At 70.7% G+C, this 17,845-nt stretch carries 18 protein-coding genes; 5 read left to right on the plus strand and 13 right to left on the minus strand.

Going from position 1 to position 17,845, the window contains the following annotated elements; all coding sequences use genetic code 11:
• Positions 1-4 precede the first annotated feature (4 nt).
• The 3 genes from ACGFMK_RS28735 to ACGFMK_RS28745 form a co-directional block, all read right to left on the minus strand.
• A complete protein-coding gene (locus ACGFMK_RS28735; protein WP_392769498.1) occupies positions 5-736 on the minus strand; it encodes a lysophospholipid acyltransferase family protein in 732 nt (243 codons plus the stop codon).
• Positions 737-805: 69 nt separating this feature from the next.
• Entirely contained in the window at positions 806-2,239 is a 1,434-nt protein-coding gene (locus ACGFMK_RS28740; RefSeq protein ID WP_392769499.1) for a hypothetical protein, read from the minus strand.
• Positions 2,236-3,903: a hypothetical protein gene (locus tag ACGFMK_RS28745; RefSeq protein ID WP_392769501.1), complete on the minus strand. Its 1,668-nt coding sequence runs from the start codon at positions 3,901-3,903 to the stop codon at positions 2,236-2,238. The genes ACGFMK_RS28740 and ACGFMK_RS28745 overlap by 4 nt, the downstream gene beginning before the upstream one ends.
• Before the next feature lie 195 nt (positions 3,904-4,098).
• Here ACGFMK_RS28745 and ACGFMK_RS28750 point away from each other — a divergent pair, with 195 nt between their 5' ends.
• Positions 4,099-5,982, plus strand: coding sequence for a DUF6541 family protein (locus ACGFMK_RS28750; RefSeq protein WP_392769503.1), 1,884 nt, complete (start codon positions 4,099-4,101; stop codon positions 5,980-5,982).
• 204 nt (positions 5,983-6,186) lie between these two features.
• Here the strand turns inward: ACGFMK_RS28750 and ACGFMK_RS28755 are convergent, their stop codons facing one another.
• Genes ACGFMK_RS28755 through ACGFMK_RS28785 form a run of 7 tightly spaced genes read right to left on the minus strand, consistent with a single transcriptional unit; the run spans position 6,187 to position 12,573 of the window.
• Entirely contained in the window at positions 6,187-7,170 is a 984-nt protein-coding gene (locus ACGFMK_RS28755; protein WP_392769505.1) for a lysylphosphatidylglycerol synthase transmembrane domain-containing protein, read from the minus strand.
• A 12-nt stretch (positions 7,171-7,182) separates the two neighbouring features.
• Positions 7,183-8,430, minus strand: a complete 1,248-nt coding sequence (locus ACGFMK_RS28760) for an acyl-CoA reductase (protein ID WP_392769508.1) — start codon at positions 8,428-8,430, stop codon at positions 7,183-7,185.
• Positions 8,427-9,479: an acyl-protein synthetase gene (locus ACGFMK_RS28765; RefSeq protein ID WP_392769510.1), complete on the minus strand. Its 1,053-nt coding sequence runs from the start codon at positions 9,477-9,479 to the stop codon at positions 8,427-8,429. Before ACGFMK_RS28765 ends, ACGFMK_RS28760 begins: the two co-directional genes overlap by 4 nt.
• Positions 9,476-10,870 (minus strand): AMP-binding protein, encoded by a 1,395-nt coding sequence (locus ACGFMK_RS28770; protein ID WP_392769512.1) that lies wholly within the window; start codon positions 10,868-10,870, stop codon positions 9,476-9,478. Before ACGFMK_RS28770 ends, ACGFMK_RS28765 begins: the two co-directional genes overlap by 4 nt.
• Entirely contained in the window at positions 10,867-11,604 is a 738-nt protein-coding gene (locus tag ACGFMK_RS28775) for a glucose 1-dehydrogenase (protein ID WP_392769515.1), read from the minus strand. The genes ACGFMK_RS28770 and ACGFMK_RS28775 overlap by 4 nt, the downstream gene beginning before the upstream one ends.
• Complete coding sequence (locus ACGFMK_RS28780) at positions 11,597-11,842, minus strand: acyl carrier protein (RefSeq protein ID WP_392769666.1); 246 nt, start codon at positions 11,840-11,842, stop codon at positions 11,597-11,599. The genes ACGFMK_RS28775 and ACGFMK_RS28780 overlap by 8 nt, the downstream gene beginning before the upstream one ends.
• Positions 11,843-11,853: 11 nt before the next feature.
• The gene (locus tag ACGFMK_RS28785) at positions 11,854-12,573 is read right to left on the minus strand and encodes a UDP-N-acetylglucosamine acyltransferase (protein ID WP_392769516.1); all 720 of its coding nucleotides are present in this window, start codon (positions 12,571-12,573) and stop codon (positions 11,854-11,856) included.
• A gap of 150 nt (positions 12,574-12,723) precedes the next feature.
• On the opposite strand from ACGFMK_RS28785, the gene ACGFMK_RS28790 reads away from it, so the two are divergent.
• Positions 12,724-13,830, plus strand: coding sequence for a DegT/DnrJ/EryC1/StrS family aminotransferase (locus ACGFMK_RS28790; RefSeq protein WP_392769518.1), 1,107 nt, complete (start codon positions 12,724-12,726; stop codon positions 13,828-13,830).
• Positions 13,827-14,783 carry a Gfo/Idh/MocA family protein gene (locus tag ACGFMK_RS28795; protein WP_392769520.1) on the plus strand — a complete coding sequence of 319 codons (957 nt, stop codon included), beginning with the start codon at positions 13,827-13,829 and terminating at the stop codon, positions 14,781-14,783. The genes ACGFMK_RS28790 and ACGFMK_RS28795 overlap by 4 nt, the downstream gene beginning before the upstream one ends.
• 16 nt (positions 14,784-14,799) lie before the next feature.
• Here ACGFMK_RS28795 and ACGFMK_RS28800 read toward each other — a convergent pair whose 3' ends face one another.
• Together ACGFMK_RS28800 and ACGFMK_RS28805 are read right to left on the minus strand one after the other, a co-directional pair.
• Positions 14,800-15,525 carry a hypothetical protein gene (locus ACGFMK_RS28800; RefSeq protein ID WP_392769523.1) on the minus strand — a complete coding sequence of 242 codons (726 nt, stop codon included), beginning with the start codon at positions 15,523-15,525 and terminating at the stop codon, positions 14,800-14,802.
• Positions 15,522-16,031: a SigE family RNA polymerase sigma factor gene (locus ACGFMK_RS28805; RefSeq protein ID WP_392769525.1), complete on the minus strand. Its 510-nt coding sequence runs from the start codon at positions 16,029-16,031 to the stop codon at positions 15,522-15,524. The genes ACGFMK_RS28800 and ACGFMK_RS28805 overlap by 4 nt, the downstream gene beginning before the upstream one ends.
• 125 nt (positions 16,032-16,156) lie before the next feature.
• Between ACGFMK_RS28805 and ACGFMK_RS28810 the strand changes: the two genes are divergently transcribed.
• Positions 16,157-16,786, plus strand: coding sequence for a hypothetical protein (locus ACGFMK_RS28810; protein ID WP_392769528.1), 630 nt, complete (start codon positions 16,157-16,159; stop codon positions 16,784-16,786).
• A 54-nt stretch (positions 16,787-16,840) separates the two neighbouring features.
• Positions 16,841-17,434: a hypothetical protein gene (locus ACGFMK_RS28815; protein ID WP_392769530.1), complete on the plus strand. Its 594-nt coding sequence runs from the start codon at positions 16,841-16,843 to the stop codon at positions 17,432-17,434.
• On the opposite strand, the gene ACGFMK_RS28820 is transcribed toward ACGFMK_RS28815, so the two are convergent.
• On the minus strand, positions 17,431-17,787 hold the full coding sequence (locus ACGFMK_RS28820; protein ID WP_392769533.1) for a hypothetical protein: 357 nt from the start codon (positions 17,785-17,787) through the stop codon (positions 17,431-17,433). The two genes, ACGFMK_RS28815 and ACGFMK_RS28820, sit on opposite strands and share 4 nt — an antisense overlap.
• Positions 17,788-17,845: the final 58 nt, after the last annotated feature.

The following is a 17,845-nucleotide window of genomic DNA, read 5'->3' on the forward strand; positions in this document are numbered from 1 at the left end:
GGCGTCAGGAGCGGTTGTCGAGCTCGGCCGCTTCCTCCGGGGTCGGCGCGGTCCCGCCCAGGTGGGCGGGCAGCCACCAGCGTTCCTCGTCGGACGCCGGCTGGTCGGGGTACTCGGCCTGGGCGCGGTCGACGAGCGCGCTCATCCGGTCGCGCAGCTCCTTCGTCACGACGTCCCAGTCGTCGCCCTTCGCCGGGTGCATCGGCTCGCCGATGAGGATCGAGATCGGCACGTGCCGCCGGGTCAGGTCCTTCGGACGGCCCTTCGTCCAGAGCCGCTGGGTGCCCCACAGCGCCATCGGCACGACCGGGACGTCCGCCGCCGCGGCCATCCGGACGGCGCCCGACTTGATCTCCTTGACGGTGAACGACCGGCTGATGGTGGCCTCCGGGAAGACGCCGACGACCTCGCCGTCCTTCAGCTTCGCGAGGGCCGCGCGGTAGGACGCGAGGCCCGCGGCGCGGTCGACGGGGATGTGGTGCATCCCGCGCATCAGCGGCCCGGCGATCCGGTTGTCGAAGATCTCCTGCTTGGCCATGAAGCGCGTCAGCCGCTTGGCCGGGCGCCCGCCGAGGCCGCAGAAGATGAAGTCCAGGTAGCTCACGTGGTTGCACGCGATGACCGCGCCGCCGGTGCGCGGGATGTGCTCCGCGCCCTCGACCCGGATGCGGTTGTCCAGTACCCGGAACATGGTCCGGGCCGCCGCGATCACGGGCGGGTACACGAAGTCAGCCATCCCGCCAGGTTACGGGACCGTAGGTTACGAGCGGCTGTACAGCGGGGAAGAACACAAACCGGGCGAACCTCACGCCGGCCGAACGTCGTCCCGCTGGACGGGAACCGCGAGCACCAGGGCCACCAGCAGCGCGAACAGCGCTACCGACTGGTGCTTGACGCCTTCGATGCCGTCGCCGAGCGCCGCCATGCCGAACTGCGTCGCCGAGACCGTGACCAGGAACGCCAGCACGACGCCCAGCGCGGTCCGGCGCTGCCACCACGCCCTGGCCAGCACCAGCAGCCACAGCGGCACCAGCGCGAACAGCCCGAGCGGCGCGAGCAGGCCGGTCAGCGACGACACCACGGGCACCCGGTACTCCTGCGCGTGCGGCGCGAAGCCCGCCGACTGGTCGAAGCTGCCGAGGTAGTCCGGCCGCGCGGTGAGCTGGTCGGTCGCGGCGCGGTTCAGCACCTCGAGCGTCCGGCCGGGGTGGCCGGCGAAGTAGGCGACGACGTTGGCGCGGTCCATCCGGTCGCGGTAGCGCGGGTAGAGCGGATCGATCCGCACCGGGTGCGGGTGCCACCAGCCGTTGCCCGCGTACTGCGCGAACGACGGCGGCAGCCCGAGCGCCGCGAGGTCGGCCTGGGTGTCGTGCCGGCCGTCGACGATGTTCAGGAAGATCGTGTTGACCATGTTGATCTCGCGCGAGTCGTCACCGGGCAGCTCGGCGAGCGTGCCGTCGGGCGTGACGGCGGGCTGGACGCTCTCCTGCGCGTACAGCGTCACGGCCCCGAGCGCGCCGATGACCAGCACGCCCGCCGCCCACCGCCGGGCCCCGCGCAGCGCGCCCGGCCGGACCAGCAGGATCGCGAGCACGAGGAGCGGCAGGACGGTCAGCGTCTGGACCTTGGCGTTGACGGCCAGGACCCCGCCGGCGAGCGTCACGGCCATGCCGACGTAGCTCCAACGGCCTTCGCGCGCGGTGAGCAGCAGGCCACCGGCGATCAGCAGCAGCCCGAGGAAAGCCGCGCCTTCGCCGAGCACCGACGCGAAGTACCCGAAGAACGCCGAATCGGCGACGACGAGCAGCAACCCGCCCGCGACGGCCAGCCGCGCCCGGCGCCGGTACGGCAGGCCCAGCACGATCGCGGCGATGGCCGCGGCGGCGATCAGGCTGCTCAGCAGGCCCAGGACGACCAGGCTCAGCGTCGTGTGGAACCCGAAGACCCCGGCGAGCCGGACGGCCAGGTCGGCGAGCCAGCTCTGGGTCAGCAGGTAGGTGGGCTGACACGGCGGCGCGCCGGGCGGGGCGCTGTAGACGACGTGGATGAACGGCTCGGGGCCGCCGTGCCAGGTGATGCCGGCGCCGCACAGCACCCGCAGGCCGTCACCGTTGTTGGACATCGCGATCGGGCGCGGCACCAGGAACCGCACCACGAACAGGCCGAACGCCGCCGCGAAGACCCCGATCCCGAGCGCGGCTTCGGTGTTCAGCCGCTGCTTCGGGACGTCGAGTTTCACGTGGGACAGGGTACGTAGCGGAAGTCCGGGTCCTTGGCGAGGTCGTCGACCACGGACCTCGCCTGTTCCGTCCGCGGGTAGACGGCGACCCAATACGGTGTGCCGACGCGGCGGAAGGTGGCGACCTCGTACTGGCCCGCGTAGACCGGGTCGATGGTGCAGCGCTGGCTGTCCGCGTAACCGCTGTCGGCCGGGACGGCGACGGTCGGGCGCCGGCCGTTGACGACGTAGTCGTAGTCGGTGGCGAACCCGCCGTCGTGGCGCCCGTCGTGGGCGATGTGCTCGTCGGTGCGGCCGAGGACGTCGACGATGAGCAGCTGGCCGCCGCGGGCGGAAAGGGCGCCCGGCGCGGCGGCGCTGACCACCGACCCCGGCGGCAGGTACGTGCCGAGCCAGCCGCCGATCTCGGTGAGCTGGGTGCCGTAGGTGTGCCAGTCGCGCACGCGGCCGAGCATGTCGGGGCTGAACACCGAGACGAGCACGGCGATCCCGGCCAGGCCGCAGGCGGTCACCGGGACCAGCCGGGTGCCGATGGGCAGTGGGTGACGGGGCCGCGGCGACGGCTTCACCTCGACGTCCGCCGTCAGCACGCCGTACGCCGCGACGGACCCGACCGCGAGCAGCGGCGGCACCGCGGCCAGCAGCCGCCACGACGGGCCCTCGTCGCCACCCGACAGCACGGCGGCGGCCGCGAGCCCGGCCGCCATGGCGAACAGCAGCCAGATCAGGGCGCGGGATTCGAGCGCGGCGCCGGCCGCGCGACGCAGCAGCAGCGCGACGGCGGCGACCAGGCCGAGCAGCAGGAAACCCTGGTGCGCCAGGGCGAAGCCCGACAGGTACGGCCAGCCACCGGCGACCTGCGCGCCGAACGGGCCGCCGAGCTTGGCGGCCACCGGGGCGGGCAGGTAGTGCTGGTAGAACGTCAGCCGCCAGGCCAGCCGGGGAATCAGGAACACCAGCGCGCCCAGCGTGTAGCCCGCCGGGGCCCACCAGGTGTGCTGCTTCTTCACGGCGGCGCCGGCCAGCCACAGCCCGCCCAGCACCGCGACCACCAGGCCTTCCAGGCTGGTCATCACGGCGAACGCGACGAGCACCCCGGCCACGACCGGGCGGCGCGCCGCGAGCGAGTAGCAGACGGCGAGGGTGAGGAGCACGAACAGCGGCACCTCGGAGCCGGAGGCCCCGTAGACGGCCAGCCCGCCGGCGGCCGCGGTGAGCACCGCGGCGGCGATGCCGATCGCCGGCCGCGGCTCGGTACCCTCCGGCGCGGCGGCGGCAACAATCCGGTTCGCGAGGAAGTAGGAAAGCAACACGCAACCGAGGGTCGAGAGAATCCCGAACGCGATCGCGGTCGATTGCACGTCGGCACCGAATGCGGCACGCGGAAGGGCGATCAGCACCAGCCAGAAGAAGTTCGTATAACCCTCGACGCGTTCACCGGGGTTGAAGACCGGGCCGTTGCCGTCGGCGATGTTCGTCGCGTACCGGAACGAAACGAGCGCGTCTTCGGTGACGGTTGCGAACAGCAGTTGGTGAAGCAGCGAAAGGCCGAGTGTGAGCGCGAGCACGACACCGCGCCAGCCGCGATCGGTGCCCAGGCGGCCCCAGGTCAGCACCACGATCGCGGCGAGCACCAGCCACGCCACCACGAGCGCGTAAACCACCCGGCCCCCTCACTTCGCCACCCCAGCCGGCCCCGCCAGGTTATCGGTCATCGGGTGGCGAACCACGGGTCAATATAACCCGATCGGGTGGCTCTTCCGACGGGTGAAGTGACGACCCCGGAATTACGCGCAAAATGCCTGATCAGAGCCCTGGCCCGAACTGCCGGGCCGGCCGTTGTGGGCTTAGTCTCCAGCGTGCTCACCGTCGCCGTCGCCATTGTCGTCATCGCCGTGCCGGGCCTCCTGACCGGTTTCGCAGCGGGGCTGCGCGGCTGGGCCCTCGCCGGGCTGACGCCGTTGCTGAGCTACGCCATCGGCGGCCTGACCGGACCGTGGACCGCCGCGGTCGGCTGGTCGTTCACGCCGCTGACCTACGCGCTGTCGACCGTCGTGTTCGTGGCGATCGCCTTCGGTGTCCGGAGGCTGACGGTCCGCCGGTGGGCGCCGGAACCCGAACCGGGGCTGTGGGCGCGGCACGGGCACCTCGCGGTGGTGGCGTGCCTGCTGTTCGCGTCCGCGGCCGGCGGCTACGCGACGCTGCTCGGCCTGGGCCACCTCGGCGCGCTGCCGCAGGGATTCGACGCCGTCTACCACGGGAACGCCGTCCGCTACATCGCCGACACCGGCGACGGCAGCCTGTTCGGCACCGGCCACGTGAACTGGTACGGCGACGCGGCGCCGGTGTTCTACCCCAACGCGTACCACCTGCTGGCGGCCGTGACGTACCGGCTGAGCGGGGCGTCGATCCCGGAGACGCTGGACGCGAACACGGTGTTGCTGCCGGGTCTGCTCGCCTTGTCGCTGGTGACGCTGGTGCGCGAGTTCCGCGGCCGCGCGGTGCTGGCCGGCGCGGTCGCGCTGACGGCGGTGGCGCCGGTGATGGGCGTCTACGAGTCGATGGACCGCGGGCCGCTGCTGCCGTTCGCGCTGGGGCTGACGCTGACGCCGCTGGGGGCGGTCGCGCTGCGGCGCTACCTGGAACGCGTCGCGCCCGACACCGGCCTGGTGCTGGTGCTGGCCGCGGTCGGGCTGTTGTGCGTCCACTCGTCGACGCTGTTCGGCGGTGTCCTGTTCGCCGGCCCGCTGCTGGTGCAGCGCTGGCTCGGCGGGTGGCGCCGGATCGGCCGTGACCTGCCGGCGCTGCTGCCGATCGCGGTCGTGTCGCTGCTGGTGGCGTGGTTGCAGCTGTTCGGGGCGCTCGGCCTGGCCACCAGCGCGGTGCCGTACTACGGCTGGCCGAGCGAGTGGCGCGCGTCGACGGCGCTGGGCGCGCTGCTCGGGTTCCAGCACCAGGAGGCGCACCCGCAGGTCTGGCTGTCGGTCGCCCTGTTCCTGGGGATCGTGTTCTTCGCGCGGGCGGGCGCGCTGCGCTGGATCGGCCTGACGGCGGCGGTGACGGGCCTGGCGTACATGGCGGTGGCGTCGTCGAACGCGCCGATCGTGATGGCGCTGTCGAGGCCGTGGTGGGACGACCCGTACCGGTTCTTCGCGATGGCGGCGATCCCCCTGACGGTCCTGGCGGCCCACGGTCTGGCTTCGACGCAGGCCTGGCTGTGCTCTCGTGTTCCCCGGCTACCGGCGGCTGCCGTGGCGGTGGTGGTGCTCGTGGGATTTGTCCTGCTGTCGAACGGTCTGTACTACCGCTCCAACGGTGCCCGCGTGGCCGCCGGCTACCAGGCCGCAGACCCGTCGAAGCTGCGGGTGACCCCGGGCGAGGCGGTGGCGATGGAGGAACTCGGCAAGCTGGCGAAGCCGGGCGAGTGGGCGATGAACGACCGCTTCGACGGCACGGCGTGGACGTACGCGCTGTCGGGCGTCCGGACGGTGGCCGGCCACTTCGACGAGACCCTCCCCCCGTCGGACGCGATCCTGCTGGCGAACCGGTTCCGCGACTACGCGACGGACCCGTCGGTGCGGGCGGCGGTGCGGCGGTTGAACGTGCGCTGGGTGATCTTGGGTAGGCCGTCGACGGAGCCGGGCAAGCCGTACCAGCCGGGGTTGATCGGGCTGGCCGGGGAGCCGTTCCTGCGGGAGACGTGGCACAACACGGACTCGGTGATTTATCGACTCCAGCCCTGAAGTTGTCCACAGGTGCGCGGCACCCTGTGGACAACTTGGGTACAAGCCTGTGGGCCGGTGCCCGATCGGGTGGAAAACGGGGTGGAATGCTGTGACAGCCCCGGAAAGCGCGTGAACGTCACCGTGACGAAAGGCCTGGACGGCGGCCCCGGAGGCGGCCGGAAGGGAACTAGTTGTCCACAGGCCAAGGAGTAAATCGGCAGGTCAGGCGGGAGTGTCCGCCGGGCGGCGCACCGAGCGGGCGGCCAGGGCCGCGCCGCCTGCGGTGAGGAGGTCGGCGACCGTGAACATCACCCGGGAGGCCACCGCGAACGCCGTGGCCTGGCCGACCGTCAGGCCGCTGGCCGTCAGGACCGCTACCTGGGCGACCTCGCGGACGCCGACGCCGCTGGGGAGGATGAACGCGAACGTGCCCACGGTCATCGCCACCGCCATCGCGCCGACGCACAGCACGAAGCCGCTGAAGCCGGGGGTGCCGACCGAGTTCGCCAGGAGCCACAGGTGGATGCCCTGCAGGCACCAGGCCGCGGTCGACGCGCCGAAGACCTTGCCGACGACCTTCCAGGTCAGCGGGTGCTGCAGCGGTGGGCGGCGCAGGATCTTCAGGACCAGGGACGTGCCCCAGGTCAGGATCTTCGGGTGCAGCATCGCCAAACCGACCGGGATCAGCACGAACAGCCACAGCGCGCGCGGGCTGTTGCTGAACACCGCCGGGGCCGCCAGCAGCGACACGACCAGCGCCGACACCACGCCGACGCCGAGCTGGATCAGCGAGCCCGTGAAGATCCGGGCGCGGGCCAGGCCCGCCTTGCGGCCCAGCTCCATCTGCAGCAGGTACGCCCAGACCGAGCCGGGCACGTACTTGCCGAGCGAGCCGACCAGGCAGATCTGCGCGCCCCGGGCGTAGCCGATCGGCTTGCCGAGGTCGTCGACCATCACCTGCCAGCCCCAGGTGGACACCATGATCGCCGCGACCAGCGCGACCAGGCTCAGCAGCGACGACTGCCACGCCACGTCGCTCAGGGTGTGCCAGAACTCGCCCCAGTTCGACGCGAGCTGCTTCGCCGCGAAGCCGATGACCAGCAGGATCGCGACCCACCTGACGACGTCGAGGATCTTCGCCTTGGTGGACTTCGGCTGCTTTTTGGCAGCCGGCGTCTCCCACTCCGGCGACTCCAGTGTCGTCATCGACGTATCTCCTCAGGCCTGAACGGTGACCAGGCGGCTGAACTCGGCCAGCAGATCGTAACCGTCCCAGACCGCGGAGAAGGTCAGAGCGGAGCCGAACGGCACGATCCGGTCGACTCCGCGACCGGCCAGTTCGTACGCGAACGCCGTGAGCTCTTCCGTGGTAAAGCCGAACTGGCCGACCGTCTGGTCCTTCCGGAGCACGATCGGGACCAAATCGGACAGAGAGCCGACGTGGGCGTTCGCGAACGTGCCGGCGCCGAGCCACTCGCGCGGCATGATCGCGGCGTCGGTCAGCTCCAAGGTGGCCAGGCCGTTGCCCTCGAACGCGATCTCCTTGACCAGCCCGTCGACCGCCGCGCCGTACGCCGAGACGCGCTTCTGGACCGCCATCGCGGGCTCGGTGACGTGCTGTTTCGCCACCAGCACCTCGGCGAGCAGGGTGCGGAACTCCTGGCCCGCGACCCGCGCGCCGTCGGCGTCGCCGACCCAGAACACCGCGCGCGGTGACGAGCAGGCGGCCTGGTCGAACCAGTACGAGTCGTTGTAGAAGCCCTCGGCGGCCGCGGCGCGCTCCGCTTCGGACGCTCGCTGCCAGCCCGCCACCGAGGCGACGGCGAACGACGAGCGGTCCGGGAACGTCAGGTCACGCGCGTGCGGCGCGAGCGGGTACTTGCGCAGGGCCGCGACGGAACCGTCACCGCCCCAGATGACGCGCAGGTCGGCGGCCAGCGACAGGGCGCCGCTCACCTCGTCGCTGCGGTCGTAGGTGACCATCCGCTGGGTGGCCGTGATCGCCGCCGCCGTGTCGGCGTCCACTTCGGACAGTGCGGCGTTCAGCGCCTCCAGCACCGCCTCGGCCGCACCGGCCGAGCGCGACGAGACCCGCACGACGTTGTGGTTGCCCGCCAGCGCGGACAGCGCCCAGGAGTAGACGAAGATCGTGTCGACGTTCGCCGGCGGCACGTGGAACACGAGCCCGCGCGGGAACCGCAGCGCGCCACCCGTGGTGTCCAAAGTGGACAATGCCTTGGTGATCTCGCCCTTGCGCAGGAAGAAACCGAGTGACGCCAGCTCCGGGAACCGGCGCGCGGTGGCCGGGGCCAGCAGCTTGCGCGCGAACTTCGTGATGAACTCGACGACCCGCGGGTCACCGACGCGCAGGCGGCCGCCGGGCGGCGAAGCGCGCAGCTCGGAGACCAGGTCGCTCACTGGAACGTCAGGAGCAGCGGGAAAACGCTGGGTCAGGGAAGTGCTCACGCCGCCGCTCCCGAGAACGTGTCGGAACAGCCGCGGGCCTCGGCCTTCGGCAGCCGCCCGAGCACCGAGAAGTGCTTGCCCGGCCAGTCGCCGTCGTCGATCCCGTGGTAGACGCCCAGGTCTTCGGTGAGCAGCACGTGCCCGGGGTAGGACCGAGGCAGCGTCGAGACGACCTCGATCACGCCCGGCTCCCCCACCGGCTGCTCTTCCCAGGTCTCCGGGTTGCGGATCACGACGTCGGCGAAGTCCGGGCAGTACAGCGAATTCCCGGACGGGCCTTCGAGGAACACGGTGCCGATCTGCTCGATCATCCCGTAGTAGTTGTGGATCCGGGTCAGCCCGGTGTCTTCCTTGAACCGGCGCCGGAATTCGGTGTTGTCCACCGCGCGGTCGATCAGCTTCTTCCAGCCACCACTGTGGATGAGGATGCCGTTCGACAGGTCGAGCCCGTGGTCGCGCGCGACCTCGTAGAGGTACTGCCAGACCATGAACGTGAAGCCGAAGATCAGGAACGGCCGGTCGCCGTACTCGGCCAGGAACTTCTTGACGGCCTCGACGTCCGGCTGGTCGTTCTCGTCGAGCACGTACGTGTGTTTGCGGCCGAAGTTGGCCATGCCCAGCACCCCCGCGCCGCGCGCGGAGAACGAGCGGCGGTTCTTGATGATGCCGATGGTGTCGACCATCAGCATCGGCAGCCGCTCACCGCCGAGGACCTCCTGCAGGGTCGCGCCGAGCTGCTTGGTCTGCGCGCCCGCCGCCTCCTTGTCCAGGTAGATCCGCGACGCGCCCGCGCCGGTGGTGCCGGACGACGTGAGGGTCTTGAAGACCTCGCCGTCCGGGATCGACTTCAGGTCGTGCGTCTTGAACATCCGCACCGGCAGCCACGGCAGGTCGGCGATCGTGCCAAAAGTCGCGTCTGACGCGATTCCCAGCGACGACAGGATCCGCTCGTAACCTTCGGAGTTCGCCCGGTGGTGGGCCGTCAGAGAAGCGAGCTCGGGCAGCAGCAACTTCTCCCGGTCAGCTTGCGACCGAGTGAACACACTCATACCTTCGCCTCCAACGTCCGGTAGTCGATCTTGCCGCTGGCGAGCAGCGGCACGGTGTCGATCGGGCGCACGTCGAACCCGCTCGTGTGCAGGTGCAGCCGCTCGGACAGCGCCTTCGACGCGTCCTTGCAGATGTCCTTGTCCACGCCCTCGGCGAACAGCACCACCTTGTCGCCGGCGGGCACGGCCGCCACCACGTCGATCCCCACTGCCGCGGTGCGCACGGCCTGCTCGAGGTCGTCGAGGCTGACGCGGTTGCCGAACACCTTGCCGATGCGCTTGAGCCGCCCGGTGATGAACAGGAACCCGTCTTGGTCGAGGTACCCGAGGTCACCGGTGGCGAGCACACCGCCGTATTCGTCGCCCTTGGCCAGGCCGGACTCGTCGTCCGCGTAACCCAGCATCACATTGGGCCCACGGTAGACGACCTCACCGACAATTTTCGGGTGCGTGGTCTCCGACCCGTCGTCGCGGCGGACGGCGAACGAGCCGCCCGGCAGCGCCGGCCCGGCGGAACCGAGCTTTTCGGCCAGCCGCTCGGCGGGCACCGTCGTCATCCGCGGCGCGGCCTCGGTCTGGCCGTACATGACGTACATCCGGCCGCCGACGGCGATCATCTTGTCGTTGAACTCGGCGATCAGCTCGTCGCGCAGCTTCCCGCCGGCCTGCGTCAGCGTGCGCAGCGTCGGGTACTTCGCGGGGTCGAACTTGAGCCGCCGCAGCATTTCGTAGTGGTACGGGACGCCCGAGAGGGAGGTCACGCCGTAGGTGTTCACCGCGTCCCAGAAGCCGCGGCCGAGCACGCCGGACGGCTCGATCACGACGGTCGCGTCGCGCACCAGGTGCGAGTTCAGCACCGACAGGCCGTAGCTGTAGTGCAGCGGCAAGCAGGTGGGCGCGACCTCGTCGGAGTCGATGTGCAGCACCTGCGCGATGGCGTCGGCGTTGGACAGGATCGCCTGGCGCGAGAGCCGGACGAGCTTCGGGTTGCCGGTGGATCCGCTGGTCGGGAGCAACACGGCCAGGTCGGGGTGCGGCGCGATACCCTCGGCGGAATCGCGGATCCAGTCGGAACCACGCGCGGTGTACCCGGCAGGAGCGTCACCGGAAGCGGACAGCACCGCGGCCGGGCGGAAGCGTGAGACCAGCCCGGCCAGCACGTCGACGTCCAGTGCCGGGTCGATCAGGGCGATCGCCCGCCGGGTCTCGAACGCGCCGAGGTAGGTCAGCACGCTGGGCAGGTCGATCGACATCCGCGCGAACACCACGCCGACCGGCAGTGAAGCCAGCTCTTCCATCCTGCGGCCGACCTCGGCCGACAGTTCCGCCCCCGCCAGCGTGCGGCCCCCGGCCACATCGACCAGCCGGGCTCCCGCACCCAACAGCGTCACAACACCAAGCCTCCGTCGACGCCCAGCACCTGGCCGGTGATGAAGGACGCTTCATCACTCACCAGGAACCGGATCGCGTTCGCCACGTCCTCCGCCCGGCCGAGCCGCCCGAGCGGCGTCCTGCCGGTGTTCTCCGCCTTCGCGTCCTCGCTCAGGCCCGCGGTCAGGTCGGTCTCGATCACGCCGGGCGCTACCGCGTTGACCCGGATCCCGGACCGGCCGAGCTCCTTCGCCGCCGAGCGCGCGATGTTCGCCACCGCCGCCTTCGACGCCGCGTACACCGTCTGGCCGGCGCTTCCGTACTCGCCCACGATCGACGCGAGCACGACGATCGAGCCGGTTTTCTTCCGCATCATCGCCCGGGCCGCCGCCTGCACGGTGTGCAGCGTGCCGGCGACGTTCGTGCTCAGCGTCGTGTCGACGAGCTCCTCGCGGATCATCCCGAGGAGCGCGTCCTCCATGATCCCGGCGTTGGCGACGACGATGTCGAGCTTGCCGTGCTCCTTCGCGACGCCCCTGACCAGCGAAGACACCGCCTTCGCGTCGGTGACGTCCAGCGCGAGCCCGGCCGCGGCGCCGGCTGCCGAAGCAGCCTCCTTGGCACGGGCCTCGTCGCGGCCGGTGAGCACCACCGTCGCCCCCGCCTCGGCGAGCGCGCGGACGGTGGCCAGGCCGATCCCCCGCGTCCCGCCCGTGACGAGCGCGACACGACCGGACAGGGACTCGTCAGTCATTCTTCGACTGGAGCTCGGTGACCATGTCCACGGCGACCTTGAAGCTCGACATGTCGATGACCTGGTCGGTGTCGAACTCGACGTCGAACTCGTCCTCGATGGCCGCGACCAGGGCCATGTGGCCGACCGAGTCCCACGCCTCGAGGTCGCGGTACTTCAGGTTCTCGACGTCCACGCCGGCCTCGAGGTCCAGCGCCTCGACGAAGACCGCGCGCAGCTTGGGGGCGACATCCGACATGCTCATGACTCCTAGTGTTCCTCGCGCGGGCGGGCATCCCACGCCTTGACCAAGGTAGAGAGGTCGCCGGGCAACGTGTTGTCCGGGAGGCTCCCCTTGCCCTTCAGCCACGGCCCGAGGGCCTCGATGGTCTCCTCGTCGACGCCGCGGCGCGACAGGCCCACCACGTTGACGCCGGTGACCCGCGCCGGGTTGCCGACGGCGATGGTGAACGCGCCCACCTCGCGGCGCACCGCCGAGGCCATCCCGACCATCGCGCCGGGGCCGACCACGACCTTCTGGTGCAGCACCGCGCCCATGCCGAGGTTCGCGCCGTCCCAGATGTGGCAGTGGCCGCCGGTCACGACGTTGGACGCGATCGTCACGGCGTCGCCGACCAGGCAGTCGTGCGCGATGTGGGAGCCGCGCAGGTAGTAGCCGTCGCTGCCCATCGTCGTGGCGCGCCAGGTGCCCTGGTGGACGCTCACGTACTCGCGGATCCGGTTGCGGCTGCCGATGACGACGCCGTGGCCGTCGTGATCCGGGTCACCGGCCGGTGCCTCGTCCCAGGCCGCCGGGTGGGCACGGTGACGGTCCTCACCGGGCGTGCCGATCGTCACGTGCGGGCCGATCCAGTTGCCGTCCCCGATCCGGGCCGGCCCGACGACGACCGTGAACGGCCCGATCACGTTGTCCTCGCCGAATTCGACGCCTTCGCCGATGACGGCGGTCGGGTGGATGCGGTTGGCCACGGGTCGGGTGTCCGTTCGTCGGCGGCTGGGTACTGGGCGTGCTACCGCGCCCGGTAACGTGTGGCCCGCGTTCATGCAGGGCGGCCGGGCGCAGAACCGGCGGCTCACTGTACCGGACGCGCTCAAATCGCCTGCCGAGAGAGACTGCCCATGATCCCCATCACCGTGGTCGACGTCCGCGACGCGGAGGACCTCGTCGTCGAGGTCCTGCGTTCCGGCGCCATCGCACAGGGACCGATGGTCAAGCGCTTCGAAGACGCCTTCGCGGCGGTCTCCGGGACGAAGCACGCGATCGCGGTCAACAACGGGACGACCGCGCTGGTCGCCTCGCTCCAGGTCCTCGACCTGAAGCCGGGCGACGAGGTCGTCACGTCGCCGTTCACCTTCGTCGCGACGCTCAACGCGATCCTCGAAGCCGGCGCGACCGTCCGCTTCGCCGACATCCGGCGCGACGACTTCGCGATCGACCCCGACGCCGTGGCCAAGGTCGTCACCGACCGCACCAAGGTGCTCATGCCGGTGCACCTGTACGGCCAGACCGCGGACATGGGCAAGCTCACCCCGCTCGCCGCCGAGCACGGGCTGCGGGTGATCGAGGACTCGGCGCAGGCCGTCGGCGCGTCGTTCGAGGGCAAGCAGGCCGGCTCGTTCGGCATCGGCTGCTTCTCGCTGTACGCGACGAAGAACATCACCACCGCCGAGGGCGGCGTCATCACGACGGACGACGACGCGCTGGCCGACAAGCTGCGTGTGCTGCGCAACCAGGGCATGCGCGCCCGCTACCAGTACGAAGTCGCCGGCCACAACTACCGGATGACCGACCTGCACGCCGCCGTCGGCATCCCGCAGCTGGAGAAGCTCGACCAGCTGACCGCCGCCCGCCAGGCGAACGCGAAGCGGCTCTCGGAGGGCCTCGCGGGCACGCCCGGCCTCGACATCCCGCAGGTGCTGCCGGGCCGCGAGCACGTGTGGCACCAGTACACCGTGCTGGTCGGGCCGCACGCGTTCCTCTCGCGCGACGAGCTGGCCGCGGCGCTCACCGAGCGCGGCATCGGCAACGGCATCTACTACCCCAAGATCGTCTTCGACTACGACTGCTACCGGGGCCACGACCTGATCCCGGGCGCGCGCGTCGAGGACTTCCCGGTCGCGAAGGCCGTTTCGGAGCAGGCCCTTTCGCTGCCGGTGCACCCGCACCTGACCGAGTCCGACCTGGACACCATCATCGAAACCGTTCGCGAGGTACTGGGCGCATGACGCATCGGATCGCTCTTGTCGGGACCGGGAACATGGGTTCCCTGCACGCCCGCGTGCTCGCCGCCAACGAACGCGTCGACCTGGTCCGCGTGATCGATCCGCGCGAAGAAGCCGGCAAGGCCGTCGCCGAGCGGTACGAAACCCAGTGGACGCCCGAGATCGGCTCACTGTCCGATGTGGACGCCGTCGTGCTCGCCTCGGCCACCGAGGCGCACTACGACCTGGCGCAGGAGATCCTCGGCCAGGGCAAGCCGATGCTGGTCGAAAAGCCGGTCTGCAACAGCTACGAGAAGTCGCAGGAGATCGTCGCCCTGTCGAAGAAGCAGGGTGTCGCGCTGATGTGCGGGCTGCTCGAGCGCTACAACCCGGCGGTCATGACCGCGCGGGCGCTGGTGCAGGAGCCGATCCACCTGATGGCCCGCCGCCACGGCCCGTACGCGCCGCGCATCAAGACCGGCGTCGCGTGGGACCTGCTGGTGCACGACGTCGACCTGGCGATCCAGTTCTTCGGCGGCGCGGCGCCGGCCCGCGTGACGTCCGGCGCGGGGTACTTCCACCCGTCGTCGGTCGAGGGCGCCGAGGACGCCATCGAGACGGTGCTGTCGTTCCCGACCGGCCTGGCGACGGTGTCCGCGTCCCGCTTGGGGCAGAAGAAGGTCCGCTCGCTGGTGGTGTCCGAACTGGACCGGCTGATCGAGATCGACCTGCTGCGCCGCGACGTCACCATCTACCGGCACGTCTCGCACGACTCCGTCACCCCGGACGGCCTCGGCTACCGGCAGCAGACGGTCATCGAGATCCCGGAGCTGGTCACCGCGCGGGAGCCCCTGGCCACCCAGCTGGACCGCTTCTGCGACCTGCTGGAGGGCAAGGTCGACGCCGACACCGAGCGCGACCTGATCCTGCCTTCGCACCACGTCGTCGAGCAGGTGCTCACGCAGGCCGCCGCCTGACCGCGGAACCGGCTCGCTACTTGGTGAGCCGGTTCCCGTTCTTGTCGTAGGCGATCAGCGGGGTCAGGGACGCCGAGTCCGGGACGTCCGTGGTGGCGAACCAGAAGATGACCACGCTCGGGTCTTCGGTCCAGTTCGCCAGCTTTGCTTCGACGGTCTTGCCGTGCACCGTCGTGGTGATCTTCGTGGCCGCGCCGGCGAAGTAGCCGAACACCGGGATGACCTGGTCGCGCAGGACTTCGCCGCCGTCGGTGGCGTGGAAGCCGAAGGAGCGGTCGGAGCCGCGGAACTCGTTGGTGGCCAGCACCGGTTCCAGGTTCCCGCCCTTGCGGAAGCCGGCGACCAGTCCGAAGTGGATGCCCGGCAGGATCTGCGGCTCGTCGACCGCCTTGGCGAAGATCACGATCTCCCCGGCGGGGGTACTGATCCCGGTGCCGACGACGTCGCCCAGCGGCTCGGGCGGGGGCTCGGTGTCGGTCGTCGGCGGCGGGACCGACGACGCCGCGGACGGGGGTGCCGGCGGCTGCGCGACCGGCGCGGAAGCCGGCTGGCGCCACTGGACGGCGAACACGACGACCAGGACGACGACGGCCGCGGCGGCGAGCCCGCCCGTGGTCGTCAGGACGCGGCGGCGGCGCCGGATGCGGGCGCCGTCGGCCATGATCCGGGTCAGGTCCGGCTCGGCGAAGGGCTCGCTGGGCGGCTGCCGGAGCGCGGAGCGGAAGTCTTCGAGGTCGTTCATCGCCCGCTCCCTCCGATCAGCGTGTCTTCGGTGTCCGCTTCGATCCGCAGCTTGGCCAGCGCGCGCGAGTTCGTGCTCTTCACGGTACCCAGCGAAACGCCGAGTTCGCGCGCTACGTCGGCTTCGGGCAGGTCGAAGAAGTGCCGCAGCACGACGACGGCGCGTTCGCGATCGGTCAGCGTCTTCAGCACCGAAGTCAGCCATTCCCGCTGGGTGACGGCCTGGTCGACGTCGACGCGGTCCGGCCCCTCGGGCATCGTCTCGGTCGCGTATTCGCGGATCGGGCGGCGCCAGCCGTCGATGACGTGGTTCACCAGCACGGTCCGGGCGTACCCGTAGGCGTCCTTGTGGCGGACCCGCGACCAGGCCGCGTAGGTGCGGGTGAAGGCGGTCTGCGCGGCGTCTTCGGCCTGGTGCCGGTCGCCGGTGAGCAGGAACGCCGCGTGCGTGAGCCGGGCCGAGGACGCGCGGACGAAATCCGCGAACTCGTCGTCACCGCGCGCCATGCGTCACCCCTTTCGCCCCCAGCGACGGCCAAAACCCCGGAATGGTTGCGCGGGCGCGTCTCAACCTTTTCGAGCGTACGCCCGTAATCCCCGGTGGCCGATCTTGCCTACGAGGGAGCGAACCCATGAAGAAACGCCTCGTCATCGCCGGCACCGTCGCCGTCGCGTGCGGCACCCTGGCGGTGTCCGGCGTCCTGACCAGCGCGAACGCCGAGACCAAGCCGGCCGCTCCAGTGCCCGCCCCGGCGCAGCCGGCCGCGGCTCCGGTCTCGCCGCCGCCGGCCCGCGCCTCCGCTTCCGAGCACGAGGTGCTGGGCGAGGTGATCGGCACGGGCATCCGCGACAGCTCCGGCGAGCTGGTCTTCTACGGCGTCAAGGTGAAGGAACCGCGGCTCCCGCAGACGACGTTCGGCATCATGGGCGGCATCCGCGACGCCGCCGGTGGCCTCAAAGACGTGATCATCGTCAACGAGACCTCGGGCAGCGACAAGGCGCCGGGCTTCCACGGGGTGACCGGCGGCGCCAACCTGGACGGCCACGACGTCCCGAGCTTCGGCTACTACGCGGGCCCGGCGGCGAAGATCACGGCGCGGATCGGGGGTGCGTCGGTGGTGGCGCACCAGGCCCGCTGGAGCGCGGACCCGAACGTCGTCGTGTTCTGGTTCGACACCGCGGCCGACCCGGGCCGCCTGCGCGCGTACAACGCGGCGGGTGCCAAACTGCCGTCGGGACGCACGGACGTCGGCCACGGCTGAAACGTTGCGTAACCGATATCCTGCACTGGGTGACCGGGCGCTAGATTGTGCTCCGTGCGCACCTTGGGGGGAATCTTCGCCGCCGCATGCCTGCTGACCTGCGTCACAGCGTGTTCGGGCGGTTCCACGGCGGCGGCGCCGGCGATCACGTCGGCGTCGCCGTCATCCACTTCGGTGAGCAAGCCGAAGCCGACCACGGCGGCTCCGACACCGACGTTCGCGGCGGTCGTCTCGCCGGCCAAGGTGACAGCGGCCTGCCCGTTCCTCGGCGGGTCCGAGGTCCGGCAGCTCACCGGAAGGCCGGACGAGCGGGGCGAAGGCACCGAAGGCGCACCGGAGAAGGTCGGTTCGGGCATGGCCTACCGGTGTTCGTACGGGCTGAACGGCGAGCTGTTCGTCGTGGCGATCCCGGGCTCCCAGAACCCGACGGCCACGATCGGCAAGCTCAACAAGGAGTGCATCGAAGCTGCGGTGCCGCTCCCGGGCATCGCCGAATACACGACCCAGTGCAAGGGGCCGGACCACGAAGAGATGATCGCGGTGGGCAAGCGCGCACACGGCCAGACCCGGGTCGCGCAGTTCTACGTCCCGCTGACGCGCAGCGACGTGTACCTCTCGATCGCGAAGCTGCTCGGCGACCGGCTCTAGGACCTCGGCGCGTCGGGAGTCAACGCATTCAGATCGAACTTGAGAGGCGCGCCTTCGAACTCGAGCTCCGCGTGTCCCGACTGCTCGCCGAAGTCCTCGTAGTCCTCATCGATCAGCCGGTAGCGCACCAAGCTCACCGGCGGGTCCAAATCGACGATCCAGTAATGGTCGATCCCCGCCTCGGCGTATTCGACGCGCTGTAGCCGACCGGCAGCCGCTCGTCGAGCCAGTAAGTCAGCCGGTTGACGGCTCGCTGGTGGAGGAACAACGGGCGCCCGGTACTCCGGGGTTTCCAGCAGGTCGATCCAGTCTTCGAGGGACAAGAGGTGGTGAGGCCACTCCATGACGCTCATCGCCTTCTCCTCGCCGCAGTAACTGGACGTCATCATCGCACGTCAGGCTGCCACAAGG

It is taken from the genome of Amycolatopsis sp. NPDC049252 (genome assembly GCF_043197175.1).
Lineage (GTDB): Bacteria > Actinomycetota > Actinomycetes > Mycobacteriales > Pseudonocardiaceae > Amycolatopsis.

Excerpts from the sequence above, each read along its gene's own strand:
- ACGFMK_RS28810 (WP_392769528.1), top strand. The coding sequence starts at position 16,157 with ATGAAGAAACGCCTCGTCATCGCCGGCACCGTCGCCGTCGCGTGCGGC.
- ACGFMK_RS28780 (WP_392769666.1), bottom strand. The coding sequence starts at position 11,842 with ATGTCGGATGTCGCCCCCAAGCTGCGCGCGGTCTTCGTCGAGGCGCTG.
- ACGFMK_RS28800 (WP_392769523.1), bottom strand. The coding sequence starts at position 15,525 with ATGAACGACCTCGAAGACTTCCGCTCCGCGCTCCGGCAGCCGCCCAGC.
- ACGFMK_RS28795 (WP_392769520.1), top strand. The coding sequence starts at position 13,827 with ATGACGCATCGGATCGCTCTTGTCGGGACCGGGAACATGGGTTCCCTG.
- ACGFMK_RS28820 (WP_392769533.1), bottom strand. The coding sequence starts at position 17,787 with ATGAGCGTCATGGAGTGGCCTCACCACCTCTTGTCCCTCGAAGACTGG.
- ACGFMK_RS28755 (WP_392769505.1), bottom strand. The coding sequence starts at position 7,170 with ATGACGACACTGGAGTCGCCGGAGTGGGAGACGCCGGCTGCCAAAAAG.
- ACGFMK_RS28805 (WP_392769525.1), bottom strand. The coding sequence starts at position 16,031 with ATGGCGCGCGGTGACGACGAGTTCGCGGATTTCGTCCGCGCGTCCTCG.
- ACGFMK_RS28735 (WP_392769498.1), bottom strand. The coding sequence starts at position 736 with ATGGCTGACTTCGTGTACCCGCCCGTGATCGCGGCGGCCCGGACCATG.
- ACGFMK_RS28775 (WP_392769515.1), bottom strand. The coding sequence starts at position 11,604 with ATGACTGACGAGTCCCTGTCCGGTCGTGTCGCGCTCGTCACGGGCGGG.
- ACGFMK_RS28790 (WP_392769518.1), top strand. The coding sequence starts at position 12,724 with ATGATCCCCATCACCGTGGTCGACGTCCGCGACGCGGAGGACCTCGTC.
- ACGFMK_RS28765 (WP_392769510.1), bottom strand. The coding sequence starts at position 9,479 with ATGAGTGTGTTCACTCGGTCGCAAGCTGACCGGGAGAAGTTGCTGCTG.